The organism is Shinella granuli (assembly GCF_004341885.1).
In the GTDB taxonomy this organism is placed as follows: domain Bacteria; phylum Pseudomonadota; class Alphaproteobacteria; order Rhizobiales; family Rhizobiaceae; genus Shinella; species Shinella granuli.
The window spans coordinates 80149-98572 of sequence record NZ_SLVX01000003.1 but is presented as its reverse complement, the minus strand read 5'-3'; the positions used below and the strand labels follow the sequence as shown (position 1 = coordinate 98572).

The following is an 18424-nucleotide window of genomic DNA, read 5'->3' as shown; positions in this document are numbered from 1 at the left end:
GTGGGCTCCCGTCAAAGTCTTGCGAATAGGGTGGGGTAGTCGGTCACGAAGCCGTCGGCATCGACCGGAAGCTCCGCGCTGAATGTGCGATCCGCCGCTTCATAGAGGTAACGGCTCGCCGGCGCGAGGCAGGTATAGTGCTGGCCGTCCACGAAGGGCACGAACGTATCGAACGGGACGTAGACCATGGCCAGCGTCGTCTTTCCATGTTCGACGGAAAGACCCAGCCGCCGGATCGGCAACGTGTTGGTGAAGGGCGAGCCGGCGAGATCGATGTCCATGCAGCCATCGAAGGCGGGGAGGGGTTTTCCGTCCTCTCCGCTCCAGTGGCCTTCGCCATCCGATGTCATCGCGATGCGCCGGCCGGCCATGTCTTCGACGAGGAAGGCGCGGACTCGCCAGGCGGTATCGAGATCGATGCGGTAGCGAACGCCGAAGGGCCGGTTGCCGTGGTCGCCGATCACGGTGCTTTCGGCCCGAAGGCCGCCGTCGACGGCGCGCACGGTCAGGTGTTCCAGCCCCTCGCCCTCCAACGGACGCCAGCGGACCGTCTTGAGGACAAGGGGCGGGAACATGTTTGGCGTCCCTAGATCAGCTTGCCGAGGGCGACGGCCGTGTCGGACATGCGGTTCGAGAAGCCCCACTCGTTGTCATACCAGGAGAGGATGCGCACGAGGTTGCCGTCGAGGACCTTGGTCTGGTCGGCGGCGAAGTTCGAGGAGTGGCTGTCGTGGTTGAAGTCGATCGAGACGAGCGGGCCGGTGACGTAGTCGAGGATGCCCTTCAGCTCGCCTTCGGCGGCTTCCTTGATGGCGGCGTTGACTTCTTCCGCGGTGACGTTGCGCTTCGGCACGAACTTCAGGTCGACGACCGAGACGTTCGGGGTCGGCACGCGGATGGCCGAACCGTCGAGCTTGCCCTTGAGCTGCGGCAGCACGAGGCCGACGGCCTTGGCGGCGCCGGTGGAGGTCGGGATCATCGACAAGGCAGCGGCGCGGGCGCGGTAGAGGTCCTTGTGCATGGTGTCGAGGGTCGGCTGGTCACCCGTGTAGGAGTGAACCGTCGTCATGTAGCCCTTCTCGATGCCGAAGGCCTTGTCGAGCACGTAGGCGACCGGCGCAAGGCAGTTCGTCGTGCACGAGGCGTTGGAGATGACGAGGTCGTCCTTGGTCAGCGTGTTGTGGTTGACGCCGAAGACGATGGTCTTGTCGGCATTGTCGCACGGGGCCGAAACGATGACGCGCTTGGAGCCGTTGGCAAGGTGCGCGCCGGCCTTTTCCTTCGTCGTGAACAGGCCGGTGCATTCCAGCGCGATGTCGACGTCGCCCCAGGGCAGTTCCTTCGGGTCGCGGATGGCGGTGACGCGGATCGGGCCGCGGCCGACGTCGATCGTGTCGCCGGAAACGGTGACGGTGCCCGGGAACTTGCCGTGCACGGAATCGTAACGAACGAGATGCGCGTTGGTCTCGACCGGGCCGAGGTCGTTGACGGCGACGACTTCGATGTCGGTGCGGCCGGATTCGACGATGGCGCGCAGAACGTTGCGGCCGATGCGGCCAAAACCGTTGATGGCAACTTTCACAGTCATGTGGGGTCTCTCCCTATCAATAAACGTTTGGCGGGGGGAGGGCGCGACAGGCGCGCCCTACGCACTCAGGCGAGCTTGGCTTCCGCGGCGGCGACGACGGCCTCCGGCGTGATGCCGAAGTGCTTGTAGAGGTCCTTGTAGGGACCGGACGCGCCGAAGGAGGACATGCCGATGAAGATGCCGTCCGAGCCGATGAAGTGATCCCAGCCCTGGCGGATGCCGGCTTCGACGGCGATCTTGACCGGCGAATTGCCGATGACCGCCTGCTGGTAGGCTTCCGGCTGCTCGGCGAAAAGCTCGACGCAGGGCACGGAGACGACGCGGGTCGAAATGCCCTTGGCGGAGAGCGCCTGCTGGGCCTTCACCGCGATCTCGATTTCCGAGCCGGAGGCGAAGAGCGTCACCTGAGCATCGCTGGCCGAGACGAGATCGTAGGCGCCGCGGGCGCAAAGATTCTCTTCCTCGTATTCCAGACGCACCGGCATCAGGTTCTGGCGGGTGAGCGCGATGGCCGACGGGCGGTTGTGGCTTTCCAGCGCAAGCTGCCAGCACTCTGCCGTTTCCGTGGCGTCGGCCGGGCGGAAGACGAGCAGGTTCGGGATGGCGCGCAGCGCCGCCATGTGCTCGACCGGCTGGTGCGTCGGACCGTCCTCGCCAAGGCCGATGGAATCGTGCGTCAGGACATGGATGACGCGGATGCCCATCAGTGCGGCGAGGCGGATCGACGGACGGCAGTAATCGGAAAAGATCAGGAAGCCGCCGGAATAGGGGATGAGACCGCCATGCAGCGCCATGCCGTTCATCGCCGCCGCCATGCCGTGCTCGCGCACGCCGTAGTGGATGTAGCGGCCGGAGAAGTCGGTCGGGGTGATCGACTTGGTCTGGCTGGTCTTGGTGTTGTTCGAGCCCGTGAGGTCGGCCGAGCCGCCGATGGTTTCGAGGAGAACGCCGTTGATGACTTCGAGGGCGTCTTCCGAAGCCTTGCGGGTCGCCGGGTTCGGCCGGGTTTCGGCAAGCTTCTTCTTGTAGGCGGCAATCGCCGGTTCGAGGCCGCTTTCGAGCTCGCCGGCAAAGCGGCGGACGAACTGGGCCTTCTTCTCGGCGTCCGTCTTTTCGAGGCGCGCTTCCCATTCCTTGTGGGTCTTGGCCGAGCGCAGGCCCGCGAGACGCCAGGCGTCGAGCACGTCGGAGGGAACGACGAAGGCTTCCGATTCCCAGTTCAGCGCCTTGCGGGTGGCGGCGATCTCTTCGGCGCCGAGCGGCGAACCGTGCACCTTGTGCGTACCGGCCTTGTTGGGGGCGCCCCAGCCGATCGTCGTCTTGCAGGCGATCATGGTCGGCTTGTCGGACTTCTGGGCTTCCTCGATGGCGGCGGCGATCGCATCCGGGTCATGGCCGTCGACGGCGATGGTGTGCCAGTTCGAGGCGCGGAAACGGGCGTGCTGGTCGGTCGAGTCGGCGATCGAGATCGGGCCGTCGATGGAGATGTTGTTGTCGTCCCAGAACACGATCAGCTTGTTGAGCTTCAGGTGGCCGGCGAGCGAGATTGCTTCCTGGCTGATCCCCTCCATGAGGCAGCCGTCACCCGCGAGAACGTAGGTGTAGTGTTCGATGAGGTCGGAACCGAACTCGTCGCGCAGCTTGCGCTCGGCGAGCGCCATGCCGACGGCGTTGGCGATGCCCTGGCCGAGCGGACCGGTGGTCGTCTCGATGCCGGCGGCGTGGCCGTATTCCGGGTGGCCGGCGGTGCGCGCGCCGAGCTGGCGGAAGTTCTTGATCTCGTCGATCGTGATGTCCTCGTAGCCCGTCAAGTACAGGAGCGAATAGAGGAGCATCGAGCCGTGGCCGGCCGAGAGCACGAAACGGTCGCGGTTCGGCCAGGACGGGGTCTTCGGATCGAAGGAGAGGAAGCGGGTGAAAAGAACCGTTGCGATGTCTGCTGCGCCCATGGGCAGGCCGGGGTGACCCGAGTTCGCCTTTTCCACGGCATCCATGGAAAGGAAGCGAATTGCGTTCGCCATCCGGTCGTGTTTTTCGCGAGAGATCATGACTGTTCCGTATTCTTCGGGGTGTCAGGGCCGGTGCCGTTTCGGGCATCGGTTAGGAAGCGGGTGACACATAGCAGGTAAGCCGTCGGAGTCAACGAATTCGGCGGTTTTTCCGGCCTTTGCGGGGTGATTCCGGCGGCTTTTTTGCCGCGGCGGCGGGGCTGTGTCGGGCGACCTGCGCAACCCGCCGCGACGCTGATCCACAGCGGGTTTCCCGCCGCAGGGGCCGCGCTGTTGACGCTCAGGCCCGCAGTTGAATACTGTCAACGGGAGAGAACCGGCGCTGGCGGCGGCGATTCGCGTTTTTTGAGAGTGCCGGTGAAGGCTTTATGACGAACGGGGAAACAGTCAAGGCGGCGATCGAGGAGCTTCGCAGGGCGATCAGCACTCTCGACAACGCGCTCGACATGCGCTTCGACCGCGAGCGCGACCATGGCGAGGTCGAAGGCGAGGTGCGGCGGGTCAATGCCGATCGCTCGCGGCTCGCCCAAGAGCTCGACCAGTCCGAATTCCGTGCAAACCGCCTGGAGGAGGTCAACCGCGAGGTCTCCCGCCGGCTCGTCACGGCCATGGAAACCATCCGGGCCGTGCTCGACCGCTAATCCCCGCAATCAGGAACGTCCGCATGGCACAGGTAACCGTACAGATCGATGGCAAGGCCTATCGCATGGCCTGCGAAGAGGGCCAGGAGGCGCATCTCGAAGAGCTCGCCTCCGGTTTCGATCAATATGTCGGGCACCTGAAGAGCCAGTTCGGCGAGATCGGCGACCTGCGCCTGACGGTCATGGCCGGCATCATGGTCATGGACGAGCTCAACGACGTCAAGCGCCGGCTGGCCAAGCTGGAGGCGGAGGCCGAGGACCTGCGCAAGGGCCGCGAAGGCGTGATGAGCGAGGTCTCCCGCAACGAGGATGCCATCGCCCAGGCGCTCGGCGAGCTGACCAGCCAGATCCAGGGCATGGCGGCGAAACTGTCCGGCAAGCCGCCGGTCAACTGAGCGGCAGAATTGCCACTGGCGAAGACGCCGGTTTGCGCCTATATATCGGATGCGATCTGCGCTTCCCGACAGGAACCACAATCCCTGGGGCCATACTCGATCCAAAGGGAGCTGTCCCTGACCCGGCCCGTGGGCTTGGTCACACGGTGCCCACCTACGTTTGTAGGCACCCAGGATCGTAACTCTCCATCGGTCGTCGCGGATCGTACTTTCCTGAAATCGTTCGCCAAACGAAAAGGCCGCCCAAGGGCGGCCTTCGTGTTTTCCGTTTGCTCCTTGTCTCCTCCCTCTCTTTGGTCATCCTCGGGCTTGACCCGAGGATCCACGCGGCACCTGCGGCTGTGGATGGTCGGGTCAAGCCCGACCATGACGGAGGAGAGGTATGGCGAGGAGGAGAGGGCAGAGCAGAGAAACAGAGAGCTTCTCCGCGCTTCCCCCGCTGCAAGCCTTACGCCGCGGCCTTCAGTTCCTTGTCGATCATGGCGCGGAGGCTCCCGAGGTCCTTGGCGAAGGCGCGGATGCCTTCGGAGAGCTTTTCGGTGGCCATGGCGTCTTCGTTCAGCATCCAGCGGAAGGCCTTTTCGTCGATCTTGACCGGCGAAACCCTGGCGACCTTTTCCGGCGAGAGCTTGCGCTCCAGCGTGCCTTCGGCCGCATCGAGTTCTTCGAGCAGCGCCGGGCTGATCGTCAGGCGGTCGCAGCCGGCAAGGGCTTCGATCTCGCCGGTGTTGCGGAAGGAGGCGCCCATGACGATCGTGTCGATGCCGTTCGACTTGTAGTAGTCGTAGATGGCGCGGACGGAGAGCACGCCCGGATCCTCTTCCGCCGTGAAGGTCTTGCCGCTGGCCTTGACGTGCCAGTCGAGGATGCGGCCGACGAAGGGCGAGATGAGGAAGACGCCGGCATCGGCGCAGGCGATGGCCTGCGCCTTGTTGAAGAGCAGCGTCAGGTTGCAGTCAATGCCGTCCTTCTGGAGGACTTCCGCAGCGCGGATGCCTTCCCAGGTGGAGGCGAGCTTGATGAGGATGCGGTCGCGGGTGATGCCACGCGCCTCATAGGCCTTGATGATCTCGCGGCCCTTGGCGATGGAGGCTTCGGTGTCGAAGGAGAGGTCGGCGTCGACTTCGGTCGAGACGCGGCCGGGCACGAGTTCGGCAAGCGCGGCGCCGACGGAGATGGCGAGGCGGTCGGCCACGGCCGAGACGACGCCCTCGCGGTTGCCGCCCTGCGACTGGCCCCAGCGGATGGCTTCCGCAACGGTGTCGGAAAACATCGGCGTGCCGAGCGCCTTCAGGACGATCGTGGGGTTGGTGGTGCAATCGACCGGCTTCAGGCGGCGCACGGCTTCGATGTCGCCGGTGTCTGCCACGACGGTCGTCATCGCGCGGAGTTGTTCAAGCTTGGACGTCATATCCGATATCCCGAATGGTTGTTGCTGGGCCGCCGGGCGCTGGAACGCTCGGGCCCTCCTCCATGTTTCTCGTGAAAGCGCGCCCGGCAACTGTGCTTCCTGTTTCAGTCGCCGCGCGGGCTGGCACAACCAATCTGCCGACGAAGTGCCGCCAGCCGATATGAGGCGGACTATCATCGCTTCCGCAGGGAAAAGTCAAGTACTTTTGACCAATCTCTTGGACATATGTCGCATTTTTCGTTTCCTGTGTTATGGTGCATCCGAACATTGCAGAGAAGAATGGAGGCGACGTGGCAAGGCTCCGGCGCGACACACATACGGCCTATTCGGAATCGGCGGCACTGCGCCTCCGGGCGGCCTGGCTCTATTACAATCAGGGCCTCACCCAGAAGGACGTGGCGGAGAAGATCGGCGTCAGCCGCACCACGGTCATCCGCATGCTGGACGAGGCGTTGAAGCGCTCCGAGGTGCAGATCTGGATCAACGAGGGTGTCGCCGATTGCGTCGAACTCGCCGTGCGGCTGGAGAAGGCCTATGGGCTCGACGAGGCCGTGGTGGTGCCGGCGGCCGACAGCGCCGAGGCGACCGCCAAGGGCGTGGGCCTCGCGCTCGGCCAGTTCCTCACCGAGGCGATCCCGGACGATTGCACGATCGGCGTCGGCTGGGGACGCACGCTCACCGCCTCGCTCGCCAGCTTCCGCCCGGCGCGGCGCGAGCGGGTGAAGGTCGTCTCGCTGCTCGGCGGCGTCGTCGAGGCGCACCATATCAACCCGATCGAGTACACCTGGCGGCTGGCGAGCCAGCTTGGGGCGGAGTGCTACCTGTTCCTGGCGCCGCTGCTCGTCGATTCGCGGGAGACCAAGCGCAGCCTCATCGAGAAATGCGGCCTGAAGACGCTGTTCGAACTGGCGGAGAACATGGACATCGCCGTCGTGAGCTGTGGCGACATCGGCCCGCGTTCCAGCTCGCTCTCGCGCGATTTCATCGCCCGCCACGAGCTGGAGGAGCTGATCGCGGCTGGCTGCGTCTGCGATACGATGTGCAATTTCCTCGATGCGGAGGGCCATACGATCGACCATCCGATCCGCCACCGGGTCATGTCCATCGATCTCGATACGGTGAAGAAAGCGCGCCACATCGTGCTCGTTTCGGGCGGCGCGCACCGAGCGCCGGCGATCCGCGCCACCATCCGGCGCGTCGGCTGCAACACGCTGATCACAGACGAGGGGGCGGCGCTCGCCATGCTGCGGCTGGCGGAGGCTTCCGCCGCCGCATAGGGCCCTAGATCAACCTGAGGCGGGCCGCGCGGGTGATCGCGCCGGTGATGTTGCGGGCACCGAGCTTTTCGATCGCGCTGCATATGGCGTCCGTCACGCGCGTCATGGCGATGTCGGTTTCGAGCACGATATCGGCCGGCGTCCTGCCGTTGGCGGCAAGTTCAAGGCACCGCTTTTCGATCTCGGTCAGGGCGGGGAGGGGGGAAAGATCATTTTCCGAGGACATGGGCCCCGCTTAAACGCTGCAGCCTGCCGCCGAAAGCACAAGCTGTTTCAATGCTTAACGGGCCGGGGCGGCTTTTCGCCGCGCTGTCCCGATGTGGCACAGGTGGCTTTTCCCGCGGGCCGGCCGGTTTTCTGCGACCTCCCGCCGTCGCAACCGGGATGGGGGTTTGCCTTCCGGCACTGCTAGCTGGTAAGCCACGCGCAGCAAGGCTGGAGACGACAGTGACACCCAAGGAACAGAAGGCGGCGATCCGCAACGAGCGGCTGGCGCTGCGCGACGCGATGGCGCCCGAGGCGCGCATCGAGGGCAGCCTCGCCATGGTGGAGCTTGCGGGCGACCGCATCGAATTTGCGCCCGGCACGGTGATTTCGGGCTTCTGGCCGATCCGTTCGGAGGCCGATATCCGCCCGCTGATGGCGCATCTTCGCACGCGCGGGGCGCGGCTCTGCCTTCCCGTCGTGCTCGACCGCGAGACGATCATCTTCCGCGAGATGGTCGCCGGTGCGCCGGTGATCAAGACCGGATTCGGCACGACCGGGCCGGGGCCGGAGGCGGCCGTGCTCGATCCCGATATCCTTCTCGTCCCGCTTTCGGCCTTCGACCGGGCAGGGCACCGCATCGGCTACGGCGCCGGCCACTATGACCGGGCGATCGATCGCCTCAAGGCAAAAGGCCGTGTGCCGAGACTGATCGGCATTGCTTTCGATTGCCAGGAAGTGGCATCAGTACCCGCGGAGCCGCACGACGTCACGCTGGACGCGATCCTTACCGAGAGCGGCCTTCGTTTGTTCCAACAGGTTTCGTAAGGTTCTTCGATGCGTTTTCTCTTTCTCGGCGACATGGTGGGCAAGACCGGGCGGACCGCCGTCTGGCAGCGCCTGCCGGGGCTGATCAGCGATCTCAAGCTGGATTTCGTCGTCGTCAACGGGGAGAATGCGGCCGGTGGCTTCGGCATCACGGAAGACATCTTCCTTGAGACCATCAATGCCGGTGCCGACGTCGTGACGACCGGCAACCATGTCTGGGACCAGAAGGAGGCCGTGACCTTCGCCAGCCGGCACGACCAGTTCCTTCGCCCCGCCAACTATCCCGCCGGCACGCCCGGCCGCGGCGCCAACCTCTTCATCGCGCGGAACGGCGCACGCGTGCTCGTCGCCAACATCATGGGCCGGGTCTTCATGCATCCGGAACTCGACGACCCCTTCACCGCGGGCGAGACGATCCTCGCCTCCTGCCCGCTCGGCGAGCAGGCCGACGCCGTGATCTTCGATTTCCACGCGGAGGCGACCAGCGAGAAGCAGTGCTTCGGCCATTTCGTCGATGGCCGCGCCAGCGTCGTCGTCGGCACGCACACCCATGTGCCGACCGCCGATTGCCAGATCCTCAACGGCGGCACCGGCTACATGTCGGATGCCGGCATGTGCGGCGACTACGATTCCTCCCTCGGCATGGAGAAGGAGGAGCCGCTCAACCGCTTCATCTCGAAAATGCCGAAGGGCCGCTTCGAGGCGGCCTCCGGGCCGGCGACGATCTGCGGCCTGGCGGTCGAGATCTCCGACCGCACCGGCCTTGCCGAAAAGATCGCACCGCTTCGCCTCGGCCCGCGCCTTGCCGAAACGCTGCCGGATTTCTGGACCTGACGTCAGATCATGTGGCGCAGGTGATCGGCCGGGCCGTTTGAAAAATTGAGGTGCGCCTTCACGCCGACATCCGGTTCCTCGTCGGGGTTCAAGTTGGCCTTGGCGATCTCCCAGCCGAATTTCAGCTTGCTGCCCGTCGAGGCCCAGACTTCCGCGTCCTCGATTTCCAGCGCCAGCATGGTGAGCTTCGGGTCGTCCTTGCCATGGTCGAACCAGGCTTCGACGATGGAACTCCAGTATTCGTCGATCTTGATCGGATCTTTGCGCACGGAAATGCGGCCCGCAAGGCAGGCATGGTAGTCATGGTCCTTGCCGACCACGCAGAAATGGGCGCGTGCGCCTGGGGAAATGGCCTCGACGATCTCCGCATCGGTCTTGGTGAAGAACCAGATCGTGGCGGTCTGGCGATCGAGCTGGGGGGCCATCGGCTGCATGTGCATGTGGCTTCCGTCGACGCCGAGCATGCCGGCATGGATCCTGTCGATCTCGTCGAAAAGCTGCTCCTTCGGGTTTTCGCGTGCCTGGGTGAGGTTGGACATGGTTGCTCCTCGCAATCGTTGGATTGATGGACGGGGAACGTGAGGCGGCGGGCAAGGTTCCGCTCAACATGCGCTCAACGGATTGTGATCGGCCCGCCCGCCGCACAATCTCGACCCGTCGGCGCCGCGGGCGCATAGTCGCGCCGACCAATGAACGGAGCCGCCCATGCCGCATCTCCTGCTCATGATCCTCGCCGTCCTCGCGGTCTTCGCCGCTCCGCGGGCCTCGCTCGCGCAGGTCGAAACGCCGGTCAGCCAGTGCCAGATGATCGCGCGCTCGCTTCCCGCCGTCACCTTCGCCAGCGTTTCGGCAAGCGCCGCCTTGCGGGTCCAGGCGAAGGCGAACGAGGAGGTGCGCATCACCTATGTCGGCCACTCGACCTTCTTCATCGAGACGCCGGGCGGCGTGAAGATCGCGACGGACTATAACGGCTGGTACAAGCCGCCGGCGCTGCCGACCGTGGTGACGATGAACAAGGCCCATTCCAGCCACTACACGACGAACCCGGAGCCGGGCATCGAATATGTGCTGCATGGCTGGCAGGAGGGTTCGGAGACGGGCGCGGACCATGATGTCGTGGTGGGCGACACCTATATCCGCAACGTGCCGACGGATATCCGCGGCTGGGGCGGGGCGATGGAGCCGAACGGCAATTCCATCTTCATCTTCGAGGTGGCGGGCCTGTGCATCGGCCATCTCGGCCACCTGCATCATGAATTGACGGAGAAGCAATATGCCGAGATCGGCCGGCTCGACGTGTTGATGGTGCCGGTCGATGGTGGGCTCACCATGGGCGCGGAAAGCATGAGCCGCGTGGTGCAGCGCCTGCGCTCCGCGCTGATCCTGCCGATGCACCGCCGCGGGCCGCCGATCAGCCAGTTCCTCTCCATGTTCGGCAAGGGCTTCGACGCCGTGACCGACGACGACGCGACGGTCACCGTGTCGATCCGCAACTTGCCCAAGCGGCCGACGATTCATATTCTCTCCGGCGTCTGATGCCCCGGAGTTTTTCATGCGTTTCCTTCTTGCCGTGCCCGCCGTCCTGCTCTCCTGCGCCCTAGCCTTCGCAAGCGGCGCGCCGACGCCGGGTGGTCCCGGTGCGGAATCGAGCCAGCCGCGGGAGATCGTGACCCAGCCGGTGGAAAAGCTGCCCGCACGCGCCTTCGGCGCGGCGCAGAGTTTTGTCATGCCGTCCGGCAATATCGGCTGCATCTACATTCCCGAGGGCGGCACGGAGACCTACCAGCCGGCCGATGGCGGCCCGGAACTCTCCTGCGACCGGGTGGAGCCGAAATATGTGCGCGCGACGCTTGGCCGGAGCGGCAAGGCAGTGGTGCGCACCAATGTCGGCGACCAGGGATGCTGCGGCGGCGACAGGACCATCCCCTATGGAGAAACGTGGTCGGCCGGCCCCTTCACCTGCTATTCGGAGCGCACGGGGCTGACCTGCGAGCGCAATGACGGCCATTCCTTTCTTTTGAGCCGTGCCCGCCTGCGCGCCGACTGAACCCGGCCATCGCTTTGTTCGCCGGACTGCTGGACGTGCGGCGGCAATGAAATTATAAGGCGGCATTCCGAAAATCGGGGCGGCAGGGCGACGCTTCACCGCGGCGACACGCCCCGCACTGAGACCGGCGACCGACGAAAAGGGCGCCAAGCAAGATGAGACAGGGGTGCCATGGCTGGCCATTCACAGTTCAAGAATATCATGCACCGCAAGGGTCGGCAGGACGCCGTGCGGTCGAAAATGTTCTCCAAGCTCGCCCGTGAAATCACGGTTGCGGCAAAGACGGGCATGGCCGATCCGGCGATGAACCCGCGTCTGCGCCTGGCGATCCAGAACGCCAAGGCGCAGTCCATGCCGAAGGACAACATCGAACGGGCCATCAAGAAGGCGTCCGGCGGCGATGCGGAGAACTATGAGGAAGTGCGCTACGAGGGCTACGGCCCGGGCGGCGTCGCCGTCATCGTCGAGGCGCTGACCGACAACCGCAACCGCACCGCCTCCTCCGTCCGTTCGACCTTCTCCAAGGCCGGCGGCGCGCTCGGCGAAACCGGTTCGGTCTCCTTCTCCTTCGACCGCGTCGGCGAGATCACCTACAAGCTGTCGGCCGGCGACGCGGACACCGTCATGGAAGCCGCCATCGAGGCCGGCGCCGAGGATGTGACGACCGACGAGGACGGCCACACGATCATCTGCGGCTTCGAGGATATCGGCGAGGTCTCCAAGGCGCTGGAAGACAAGCTCGGCGAAGCCGAGACCGTCAAGGCGATCTGGAAGGCGCAGAACACCGTGCCGGTCGACGAGGAGAAGGCGCAGTCGCTGATGAAGCTCATCGACACGCTGGAAGACGACGACGACGTGCAGAACGTCTATTCAAACTTCGAAGTCTCCGACGAAGTGATGGCCAAGCTTTCGGCTTGATCGGTCCGCCTGTCCTCTCCGTCATCCTCGGGCTTGCCCCGAGGATCCACTGCCGCGGATACGGCATGGATGGTCGGGTCAAGCCCGACCATGACGACGGGGGAGGCTGGAGAGAACGAACACCATTCAGGAAAGCCGAGGCTGGAAGGTCTCGGCTTTTTTCATGCCGCCAGCGCGTCTCGCGCCTCGGCGAAAAGCCGCACCGATTTCAGCCGGGCCTCCATGTCGTAGACCGGCATCGACACGATCAGCTCGTCCGCCCTGGTCAGCGCCAGGAAATCGGTGATGCGGCGTCGGATCTTTTCCGGTCCGCCGACGACGGCATATTGCAGCGTGTGCTCGACATTGATGCGCTCGTTCTCGCTCCAGTGAGGATCCATGTCGTCGACCGGCGCCGGGAAGGCGCCGGGCGTGCCGCGGCGCAGGCGCACGAAGGATTGCTGCATCGAGGTGAAGAGATAATCGGCCTCCGCGTCCGTATCGGCGGCCGCGCCCATCACGCCGACCATGACATGCGGCTTGTCGAGATATTGCGAGGGCTCGAAGCGGTCGCGGTAGATTTCAAGCGCCGTCAGCAGCATGTCCGGCGCGAAATGCGAGGCGAAGGCGAAGGGCAGGCCCAGCATGCCGGCGAGATGCGCCGAATAATGGCTGGAGCCGAGCAGCCAGACCGGCACGTTGCTGCCCGCGCCGGGAATGGCGACGACCTTCTGCTCGGGGCTTGCCGTCCCCATCAGTTGCATCAGCTCGACGACGTCCTGCGGGAAGTTGTTGGCGGCGCTGTCGAGATTGCGGCGGAGCGCCTGGGCGGTGCGCATGTCGGTGCCGGGCGCGCGGCCGAGGCCGAGATCGATGCGATCCGGAAAGAGCGCGGCGAGCGTGCCGAACTGCTCGGCGATGACCAGCGGTGAATGGTTCGGCAGCATGATGCCGCCCGAGCCGACGCGGATCCTTTCCGTGCCCGCGGCCACATGCTGGATGACCAGCGAGGTGGCCGCGCTGGCAATGCCGCGCATGCCGTGGTGCTCGGCAAGCCAGAAGCGCTTGTAGCCGTGCGCTTCGGCTTCCTGCGCGAGGCGCCGGGAGTTTTCGAGCGACTGGGCGACGGTGCCGCCTTCGATGATCGGGGAAAGATCGAGGATGGAAAAGGGCACCATGGCCGCGGCCTCTTTGTAAGCGGATTTGATTGTGCTCCCATGTAGGTTCAGTTTCGTGAAATCCAAGCGACGGCCGGAGGGTTTTCATGACGCCGGATGGAATTGTCGGTCTGTTTTTGTTTTGTTCACATTTCGCTGGCAGGGTCCGCCCCAGGAGATTAGGGTTTCGCCATGCAGGAAACGATTCGCATCATCGGCATCGATCCGGGGCTTCGCCGCACCGGCTGGGGCATCATCGAGACGCTCGGCAATTCACTGCGCTTCGTTGCGTCCGGCACCGTCACCTCCGATGGTGACATGGACCTCGCCTCCCGCCTCTGCCAGCTTCATGACGGCCTTTCCGAGGTCGTGCACAGCCATCAGCCGCATGAGGCTGCCGTGGAGCAGACCTTCGTCAACAAGGATGCGACGGCGACCCTGAAGCTCGGCCAGGCGCGCGGCATCGCCATGCTGGTGCCGGCGCGCGCGGGCCTGCGCGTGGCGGAATATGCGCCGAACGCGGTAAAGAAGGCCGTCATCGGCGTCGGGCATGGCGAAAAGCAGCAGATCCACATGATGCTGAAGGTGCTGATGCCGAAGGCCACCTTCACCGGCAACGATGCCGCCGACGCGCTCGCCATCGCCATCTGCCATGCCCACAACCGCCAGGGCCTCTCCGGCCGCCTCGCCAAGCTCGCGGGCTGATTTGTTCTTGACTTGTTCCGGTCTGGCCGTTAAGTAATACCTTGGAGGTATTACCATGCGCGTGACGGAAAAAGGCCAGGTGACGATCCCCAAACCCATCCGCGACCGGCTCGCCATCGAGCCTGGCTCGGAAGTGGATTTCGTCGTGTCGGATGAAGGTGTGATGCTCGTCAAGGTCGGCGACGGCAAACCCGGCTTTGATGATTTCGAAGCCTGGGCGGCCAGTGTCCAAGGGACGTGGGATTTGGACGGCATGACGCCGGACGAATATTTCGAATGGCTGCGGGGACCGCGTGATGACCTCGACCGTCGTTGATACGAATATCCTCATCGACATGCTGGGCCCGGATCGGCCACAGCGGAACTGGTCCTTCAACGCGCTGAAGCGATGCTTGGAAGAGGGGGAACTGGTCCTCAATCCCATCGTCTGGTCGGAGCTTGCGACCTCGCCGCTCAGCGAACTGGAACTCAACCTCGCCTTCGGCTGGCTGCGCATGCGGCGCGAACCTCTGTCCTACGAAGCCGCCGTCGCCGCCGGCAAGGCGCATTATGCCTATCGCCGGGCTGGCGGGTTGCGCGAGCGCACGCTTCCCGATTTCCTGGTCGGCGCGCAGGCGGAAGCGCGGGGCCACCGCCTGCTCACCCGCGATGCCGCGCGCTATCGCAGCTATTTCCCCGCGCTCGACATCATCTCCCCCGAAACCCATCCCTGACGGATTTTCTCATGATCGGCAAACTCAAGGGCACAATCGACGAGATCGGCGAGGACCATGTGGTCGTTGACGTGCACGGCGTCGGCTACGTCGCCTTCTGCTCGGCGCGCACGCTCGGCAAGCTCGGTTCGAGCGGCGAGGCGGCGGTGCTGTTCATCGAGACCTATGTACGGGAGGACCAGTTCAGGCTGTTCGGCTTCCTGACGGCGCTGGAGCGGGAATGGTTCCGGCTGCTGCAGAGCGTGCAGGGCGTGGGCTCCAAGGTGGCGCTGGCCGTCCTCTCGACCCTGACGCCAGGGGAACTCGCCAACGCCATCGCGTTGCAGGACAAGACGGCGGTGTCGCGCGCGCCGGGCGTCGGGCCGAAGGTGGCGGTGCGCATCATCACGGAACTGCGCAACAAGGCGCCGGCCTTCGCGGGGGAGGCGTCCGCCTCGATCGGGCTCAAGCAGGAGCTCGGCGAGGGCGTCGCCTCCGCGCCGGTTTCCGATGCCGTCTCGGCGCTGACCAATCTCGGCTATTCGCGCGACCAGGCCGCCAATGCGGTCGCGGCGGCACTGAAGAATGGCGGGGAGGGGGCCGACAGCGCCAAGCTCATCCGCCTCGGCCTCAAGGAATTGTCGCGGTGATGCGGTTGCCTTCCTTGGCCGACAATGGGAATTAGGCGCTCATGAGCGACGAGAACAGACTGCTTTCGCCGGAAAAGCGCGGCGAGGACATCGATACCGCCTTGCGGCCGCAGACGCTGGACGATTTCACCGGCCAGGCGGAAGCGCGCGCGAACCTCAAGATCTTCATCGAGGCGGCGAAGAACCGCGGCGAGGCGCTCGACCATGTGCTCTTCGTCGGACCGCCCGGCCTCGGCAAGACGACGCTGGCGCAGATCATGGCGAAGGAGCTCGGCGTCAATTTCCGCTCGACCTCCGGTCCCGTCATCGCGAAGGCCGGCGACCTTGCAGCGCTGCTGACCAATCTCGAAGAGCGCGACGTGCTCTTCATCGACGAGATCCATCGCCTCAACCCGGCGGTCGAGGAAATCCTCTATCCGGCCATGGAGGATTTCCAGCTCGACCTCATCATCGGCGAAGGCCCGGCTGCCCGCTCGGTGAAGATCGACCTGTCGAAATTCACCCTCGTCGCCGCCACCACGCGCCTCGGCCTCCTCACCACGCCGCTGCGCGACCGTTTCGGCATTCCGGTGCGGCTCAATTTCTATACCGTGGAGGAGCTGGAACTGATCGTGCGCCGCGGTGCAAGGTTGATGGGGCTCGGCATGACGGACGAGGGCGCGCGCGAGATCGCGCGGCGTGCGCGCGGCACGCCGCGCATCGCCGGGCGGTTGCTTCGCCGCGTGCGCGACTTCGCCGAAGTGGCGCGGGCGGAGGCGGTGACGCAAAAGATCGCCGACGAGGCGCTGACGCGGCTGCTCGTCGACAATATGGGCCTCGACCAGCTCGACCGGCGCTATCTTTCGATGATCGCGCACAATTTCGGTGGTGGGCCGGTCGGCATCGAGACCATTGCGGCGGGGCTTTCCGAGCCGCGCGATGCGATCGAGGACATCATCGAGCCCTACATGATCCAGCAGGGTTTCATCCAGCGCACGCCGCGCGGCCGTGTCCTGACGGTGAACGCCTGGAAGCACCTCGGGCTGACGCCGCCGAAGGATCTCGAGGCGACCCAGTTCCGGCTTTTTTCCGAAGACGACTGAGCTGTGCCGATGAGCGAAACGAACCATCATCTTTCCGGCGAACTGACCGATGCGGGCCACCGGCTCGTGCAGCGGGTCTATTACGAGGACACGGACTTTTCCGGCGTCGTCTATCACGCCCGCTACCTGCATTTCCTGGAGCGCGGGCGCACGGACTACCTGCGCCTGCTCGGCGTCGAGCAGGGCAGCCTCGTTCTGGAAGAGGATCGCGAAGGGCTGGTCTTCGTCGTGCATCGCATGGAGATCGACTTCAAGTCGCCGGCGCGCATGGACGATGTCCTGACGATCCTCACCGCCACGGAAAAGGCCGGCGGGGCGAAGATGATCCTCAACCAGGAGATCCGCCGCGGCGAGCAACTGCTGATCGCCGCGCGCGTCATCATCGCCGTCATCAATGCGTCCGGTCGCCCGCGGCGGCTGCCGGAGGGTCTTGCGGCGCGGTTCCTTGCCAAAGCGCAGGAAGCGACCGGCTTACATAAGCAGTAACACTCCCTTAACCATAATGATGTCTTACTCGCTTCACGAGGATGATTTTGTGCGCTGCACGTCATCCTTTAACCAAAATTGCCGTCAAGAAGGCAGGTTGTAAGCGTTTGACCGGCATGGCGGCCGGCGGCATCAACCGGACATTCTTGACGGACATGCGGAGCGGGTGCGGAGTAAATCCTTCCGAGCGACGCCTTGTTTGTGAATGCCGATGCGAGATCCACCTCCCAGGAGACCGCGACGGCGTGAATGTTACCCGGTTCGAGCCGCAAAGGCCCGTGCCGGGTGTTTGGATTCGGGGACATAGGTCTATGGAACAAGTGGGTTTGGAAGCGGCGCATAGTGTGACCCTTTGGGGTCTCTTCATGCAGGCCGGGTTCGTCGTGAAGCTGGTCATGCTCGGCCTCATCGCCGCGTCCGTGTGGACCTGGGCCATCGTCGTCGACAAGACGGTGAGCTACGGGAAGGCGCGCCGCCAGCTCGACAGTTTCGAGCAGGTCTTCTGGTCGGGCCAGTCGCTGGAGGAGCTCTATCGCACGCTCTCCGATCGCCAGACCTCGGGCATGAGCGCCATCTTCGTGGCGGCGATGCGGGAATGGAAGAAGAGTTTCGAGCGCGGTGCCCGCTCGCCGATCGGCCTGCAGATGCGTATCGACCGGGCGATGGACGTGACGCTGTCGCGCGAATCCGAGACGCTGGAAGCGCGGCTCGGCTCGCTCGCCACCATCGGCTCCTCGGCGCCCTTCGTCGGCCTGTTCGGCACGGTCGTCGGCATCATGACCTCGTTCCAGGCGATCGCCGGCTCCAAGCAGACGAGCCTTGCGGTCGTGGCGCCCGGCATCGCCGAAGCGCTGCTTGCCACGGCCATCGGCCTGCTTGCCGCAATTCCGGCGGTTATTGCCTACAACAAGTTCTCTGCCGATGCCGGCAAGCTGACGGCGCGCATGGAAGGGTTCGCGGACGAATTCTCCGCCATCCTCTCGCGCCAGATCGACGAGAAGCTGCAGCCGCGCGCCGCGGCGCAGTGACCGGCCGCAAGAAGTAGACGGAGACGACCCAATGGGCATGTCAGTCGGTGCAAAGAATTCGGGCGGTGGCCGCCGCCGCCGGGGCGGGGGCAGGAAGGCCCCGATGAGCGAGATCAACGTGACGCCGTTCGTCGACGTCATGCTCGTGCTGCTCATCATCTTCATGGTGGCCGCGCCCCTGATGACGGTCGGCGTGCCGCTCGACCTGCCGAAGACGCAGGCGAAGGCCCTTAACGCCGACACCCAGCCGATCACCGTTTCCGTCAAGGCGGACGGCCAGGTCTACCTGCAGGAAACGCCGATCCCGATCGACGAGATCGCCGCAAAGCTCCAGGCCGTGGCGACGACGGGGTATACCGAGCGCGTCTTCGTGCGCGGCGACGGCACGGCGCCCTACGGCGTCATCGCCGACGTCATGTCGCGCATCCAGGCGGGCGGGTTCACCAATATCGGCCTCGTCACCGAGCAGAAACCGGACAGGTGATCGCACGCC

At 64.9% G+C, this 18424-nt stretch carries 23 protein-coding genes and 1 other RNA gene; 17 read left to right on the top strand and 7 right to left on the bottom strand.

Features of this window, described 5'->3' with window-relative positions; all coding sequences use genetic code 11:
* Window positions 1–11 precede the first annotated feature (11 nt).
* The 3 genes from EV665_RS06660 to tkt form a co-directional block, all read right to left on the bottom strand.
* The gene (locus EV665_RS06660) at window positions 12–575 is read right to left on the bottom strand and encodes a putative glycolipid-binding domain-containing protein (RefSeq protein WP_133033505.1); all 564 of its coding nucleotides are present in this window, start codon (window positions 573–575) and stop codon (window positions 12–14) included.
* A gap of 11 nt (window positions 576–586) precedes the next feature.
* Window positions 587–1588, bottom strand: a complete 1002-nt coding sequence (gene gap / locus EV665_RS06655; RefSeq protein WP_064331135.1) for a type I glyceraldehyde-3-phosphate dehydrogenase — start codon at window positions 1586–1588, stop codon at window positions 587–589.
* A gap of 65 nt (window positions 1589–1653) precedes the next feature.
* Complete coding sequence (tkt, locus tag EV665_RS06650; protein ID WP_133033504.1) at window positions 1654–3636, bottom strand: transketolase; 1983 nt, start codon at window positions 3634–3636, stop codon at window positions 1654–1656.
* 329 nt (window positions 3637–3965) lie between these two features.
* Here tkt and EV665_RS06645 point away from each other — a divergent pair, with 329 nt between their 5' ends.
* From EV665_RS06645 to ssrS, 3 genes are all read left to right on the top strand, one after another.
* Complete coding sequence (locus tag EV665_RS06645; protein WP_133033503.1) at window positions 3966–4238, top strand: DUF4164 domain-containing protein; 273 nt, start codon at window positions 3966–3968, stop codon at window positions 4236–4238.
* Between the two features lie 23 nt (window positions 4239–4261).
* On the top strand, window positions 4262–4633 hold the full coding sequence (locus tag EV665_RS06640; protein WP_064331132.1) for a cell division protein ZapA: 372 nt from the start codon (window positions 4262–4264) through the stop codon (window positions 4631–4633).
* A 50-nt stretch (window positions 4634–4683) separates the two neighbouring features.
* A non-coding RNA gene (ssrS, locus tag EV665_RS06635) (6S RNA) lies at window positions 4684–4842 on the top strand.
* A 239-nt stretch (window positions 4843–5081) separates the two neighbouring features.
* Here ssrS and tal read toward each other — a convergent pair.
* Entirely contained in the window at window positions 5082–6044 is a 963-nt protein-coding gene (gene tal, locus EV665_RS06625) for a transaldolase (RefSeq protein WP_064331131.1), read from the bottom strand.
* Window positions 6045–6334: 290 nt separating this feature from the next.
* Here tal and EV665_RS06620 point away from each other — a divergent pair, with 290 nt between their 5' ends.
* A complete protein-coding gene (locus tag EV665_RS06620) occupies window positions 6335–7321 on the top strand; it encodes a sugar-binding transcriptional regulator (RefSeq protein ID WP_064331130.1) in 987 nt (328 codons plus the stop codon).
* A 4-nt stretch (window positions 7322–7325) separates the two neighbouring features.
* Here EV665_RS06620 and EV665_RS06615 read toward each other — a convergent pair whose 3' ends face one another.
* The gene (locus EV665_RS06615; protein WP_064331129.1) at window positions 7326–7547 is read right to left on the bottom strand and encodes a helix-turn-helix transcriptional regulator; all 222 of its coding nucleotides are present in this window, start codon (window positions 7545–7547) and stop codon (window positions 7326–7328) included.
* 221 nt (window positions 7548–7768) lie between these two features.
* Here EV665_RS06615 and EV665_RS32610 point away from each other — a divergent pair, with 221 nt between their 5' ends.
* Both EV665_RS32610 and EV665_RS32605 read left to right on the top strand, forming a co-directional pair.
* A complete protein-coding gene (locus tag EV665_RS32610; protein ID WP_210234608.1) occupies window positions 7769–8353 on the top strand; it encodes a 5-formyltetrahydrofolate cyclo-ligase in 585 nt (194 codons plus the stop codon).
* 9 nt (window positions 8354–8362) lie between these two features.
* Complete coding sequence (locus EV665_RS32605) at window positions 8363–9187, top strand: TIGR00282 family metallophosphoesterase (protein WP_210234607.1); 825 nt, start codon at window positions 8363–8365, stop codon at window positions 9185–9187.
* A gap of 2 nt (window positions 9188–9189) precedes the next feature.
* Here EV665_RS32605 and EV665_RS06605 read toward each other — a convergent pair whose 3' ends face one another.
* Entirely contained in the window at window positions 9190–9726 is a 537-nt protein-coding gene (locus tag EV665_RS06605) for a pyridoxamine 5'-phosphate oxidase family protein (RefSeq protein ID WP_064331126.1), read from the bottom strand.
* A gap of 166 nt (window positions 9727–9892) precedes the next feature.
* On the opposite strand from EV665_RS06605, the gene EV665_RS06600 reads away from it, so the two are divergent.
* From EV665_RS06600 to EV665_RS06590, 3 genes are all read left to right on the top strand, one after another.
* Window positions 9893–10723 carry an MBL fold metallo-hydrolase gene (locus EV665_RS06600; protein WP_133033502.1) on the top strand — a complete coding sequence of 277 codons (831 nt, stop codon included), beginning with the start codon at window positions 9893–9895 and terminating at the stop codon, window positions 10721–10723.
* 16 nt (window positions 10724–10739) lie between these two features.
* The gene (locus EV665_RS06595; RefSeq protein WP_245507654.1) at window positions 10740–11234 is read left to right on the top strand and encodes a hypothetical protein; all 495 of its coding nucleotides are present in this window, start codon (window positions 10740–10742) and stop codon (window positions 11232–11234) included.
* A gap of 171 nt (window positions 11235–11405) precedes the next feature.
* Entirely contained in the window at window positions 11406–12152 is a 747-nt protein-coding gene (locus tag EV665_RS06590; RefSeq protein ID WP_064331124.1) for a YebC/PmpR family DNA-binding transcriptional regulator, read from the top strand.
* 161 nt (window positions 12153–12313) lie between these two features.
* Here the strand turns inward: EV665_RS06590 and EV665_RS06585 are convergent, their stop codons facing one another.
* The gene (locus EV665_RS06585; RefSeq protein WP_133033501.1) at window positions 12314–13309 is read right to left on the bottom strand and encodes an LLM class flavin-dependent oxidoreductase; all 996 of its coding nucleotides are present in this window, start codon (window positions 13307–13309) and stop codon (window positions 12314–12316) included.
* Window positions 13310–13480: 171 nt separating this feature from the next.
* Between EV665_RS06585 and ruvC the strand changes: the two genes are divergently transcribed.
* The 8 genes from ruvC to tolR all read left to right on the top strand — a co-directional run bounded on the left by ruvC (window position 13481) and on the right by tolR (window position 18415).
* Complete coding sequence (gene ruvC / locus EV665_RS06580; protein ID WP_133033500.1) at window positions 13481–13993, top strand: crossover junction endodeoxyribonuclease RuvC; 513 nt, start codon at window positions 13481–13483, stop codon at window positions 13991–13993.
* Between the two features lie 55 nt (window positions 13994–14048).
* Window positions 14049–14309 carry an AbrB/MazE/SpoVT family DNA-binding domain-containing protein gene (locus EV665_RS06575; protein ID WP_064331122.1) on the top strand — a complete coding sequence of 87 codons (261 nt, stop codon included), beginning with the start codon at window positions 14049–14051 and terminating at the stop codon, window positions 14307–14309.
* Window positions 14290–14706: a type II toxin-antitoxin system VapC family toxin gene (locus EV665_RS06570; RefSeq protein WP_210234606.1), complete on the top strand. Its 417-nt coding sequence runs from the start codon at window positions 14290–14292 to the stop codon at window positions 14704–14706. Before EV665_RS06575 ends, EV665_RS06570 begins: the two co-directional genes overlap by 20 nt.
* Before the next feature lie 11 nt (window positions 14707–14717).
* Window positions 14718–15335 carry a Holliday junction branch migration protein RuvA gene (ruvA, locus tag EV665_RS06565; RefSeq protein WP_064331120.1) on the top strand — a complete coding sequence of 206 codons (618 nt, stop codon included), beginning with the start codon at window positions 14718–14720 and terminating at the stop codon, window positions 15333–15335.
* Between the two features lie 41 nt (window positions 15336–15376).
* Complete coding sequence (gene ruvB / locus EV665_RS06560; protein ID WP_064331119.1) at window positions 15377–16417, top strand: Holliday junction branch migration DNA helicase RuvB; 1041 nt, start codon at window positions 15377–15379, stop codon at window positions 16415–16417.
* Between the two features lie 9 nt (window positions 16418–16426).
* Window positions 16427–16903 (top strand): tol-pal system-associated acyl-CoA thioesterase, encoded by a 477-nt coding sequence (gene ybgC, locus EV665_RS06555; RefSeq protein WP_133033498.1) that lies wholly within the window; start codon window positions 16427–16429, stop codon window positions 16901–16903.
* A 311-nt stretch (window positions 16904–17214) separates the two neighbouring features.
* Complete coding sequence (tolQ, locus tag EV665_RS06550; protein WP_064331117.1) at window positions 17215–17931, top strand: protein TolQ; 717 nt, start codon at window positions 17215–17217, stop codon at window positions 17929–17931.
* Between the two features lie 31 nt (window positions 17932–17962).
* Window positions 17963–18415, top strand: coding sequence for a protein TolR (tolR, locus tag EV665_RS06545; RefSeq protein ID WP_064331116.1), 453 nt, complete (start codon window positions 17963–17965; stop codon window positions 18413–18415).
* Window positions 18416–18424: the final 9 nt, after the last annotated feature.

Bases quoted from the DNA above. Each gene is read 5' to 3' on its own strand.
- tkt (WP_133033504.1), bottom strand. From the start codon at position 3,636: ATGATCTCTCGCGAAAAACACGACCGGATGGCGAACGCAATTCGCTTC.
- EV665_RS06570 (WP_210234606.1), top strand. From the start codon at position 14,290: ATGACCTCGACCGTCGTTGATACGAATATCCTCATCGACATGCTGGGC.
- tolR (WP_064331116.1), top strand. From the start codon at position 17,963: ATGGGCATGTCAGTCGGTGCAAAGAATTCGGGCGGTGGCCGCCGCCGC.
- EV665_RS06590 (WP_064331124.1), top strand. From the start codon at position 11,406: ATGGCTGGCCATTCACAGTTCAAGAATATCATGCACCGCAAGGGTCGG.
- EV665_RS06575 (WP_064331122.1), top strand. From the start codon at position 14,049: ATGCGCGTGACGGAAAAAGGCCAGGTGACGATCCCCAAACCCATCCGC.
- ybgC (WP_133033498.1), top strand. From the start codon at position 16,427: ATGAGCGAAACGAACCATCATCTTTCCGGCGAACTGACCGATGCGGGC.
- EV665_RS06595 (WP_245507654.1), top strand. From the start codon at position 10,740: ATGCGTTTCCTTCTTGCCGTGCCCGCCGTCCTGCTCTCCTGCGCCCTA.
- EV665_RS06615 (WP_064331129.1), bottom strand. From the start codon at position 7,547: ATGTCCTCGGAAAATGATCTTTCCCCCCTCCCCGCCCTGACCGAGATC.
- EV665_RS06640 (WP_064331132.1), top strand. From the start codon at position 4,262: ATGGCACAGGTAACCGTACAGATCGATGGCAAGGCCTATCGCATGGCC.
- EV665_RS32605 (WP_210234607.1), top strand. From the start codon at position 8,363: ATGCGTTTTCTCTTTCTCGGCGACATGGTGGGCAAGACCGGGCGGACC.
- EV665_RS06660 (WP_133033505.1), bottom strand. From the start codon at position 575: ATGTTCCCGCCCCTTGTCCTCAAGACGGTCCGCTGGCGTCCGTTGGAG.
- ruvA (WP_064331120.1), top strand. From the start codon at position 14,718: ATGATCGGCAAACTCAAGGGCACAATCGACGAGATCGGCGAGGACCAT.
- gap (WP_064331135.1), bottom strand. From the start codon at position 1,588: ATGACTGTGAAAGTTGCCATCAACGGTTTTGGCCGCATCGGCCGCAAC.
- EV665_RS06585 (WP_133033501.1), bottom strand. From the start codon at position 13,309: ATGGTGCCCTTTTCCATCCTCGATCTTTCCCCGATCATCGAAGGCGGC.
- EV665_RS06600 (WP_133033502.1), top strand. From the start codon at position 9,893: ATGCCGCATCTCCTGCTCATGATCCTCGCCGTCCTCGCGGTCTTCGCC.
- EV665_RS06645 (WP_133033503.1), top strand. From the start codon at position 3,966: ATGACGAACGGGGAAACAGTCAAGGCGGCGATCGAGGAGCTTCGCAGG.
- tolQ (WP_064331117.1), top strand. From the start codon at position 17,215: ATGGAACAAGTGGGTTTGGAAGCGGCGCATAGTGTGACCCTTTGGGGT.
- EV665_RS06605 (WP_064331126.1), bottom strand. From the start codon at position 9,726: ATGTCCAACCTCACCCAGGCACGCGAAAACCCGAAGGAGCAGCTTTTC.
- ruvC (WP_133033500.1), top strand. From the start codon at position 13,481: ATGCAGGAAACGATTCGCATCATCGGCATCGATCCGGGGCTTCGCCGC.
- ruvB (WP_064331119.1), top strand. From the start codon at position 15,377: ATGAGCGACGAGAACAGACTGCTTTCGCCGGAAAAGCGCGGCGAGGAC.
- tal (WP_064331131.1), bottom strand. From the start codon at position 6,044: ATGACGTCCAAGCTTGAACAACTCCGCGCGATGACGACCGTCGTGGCA.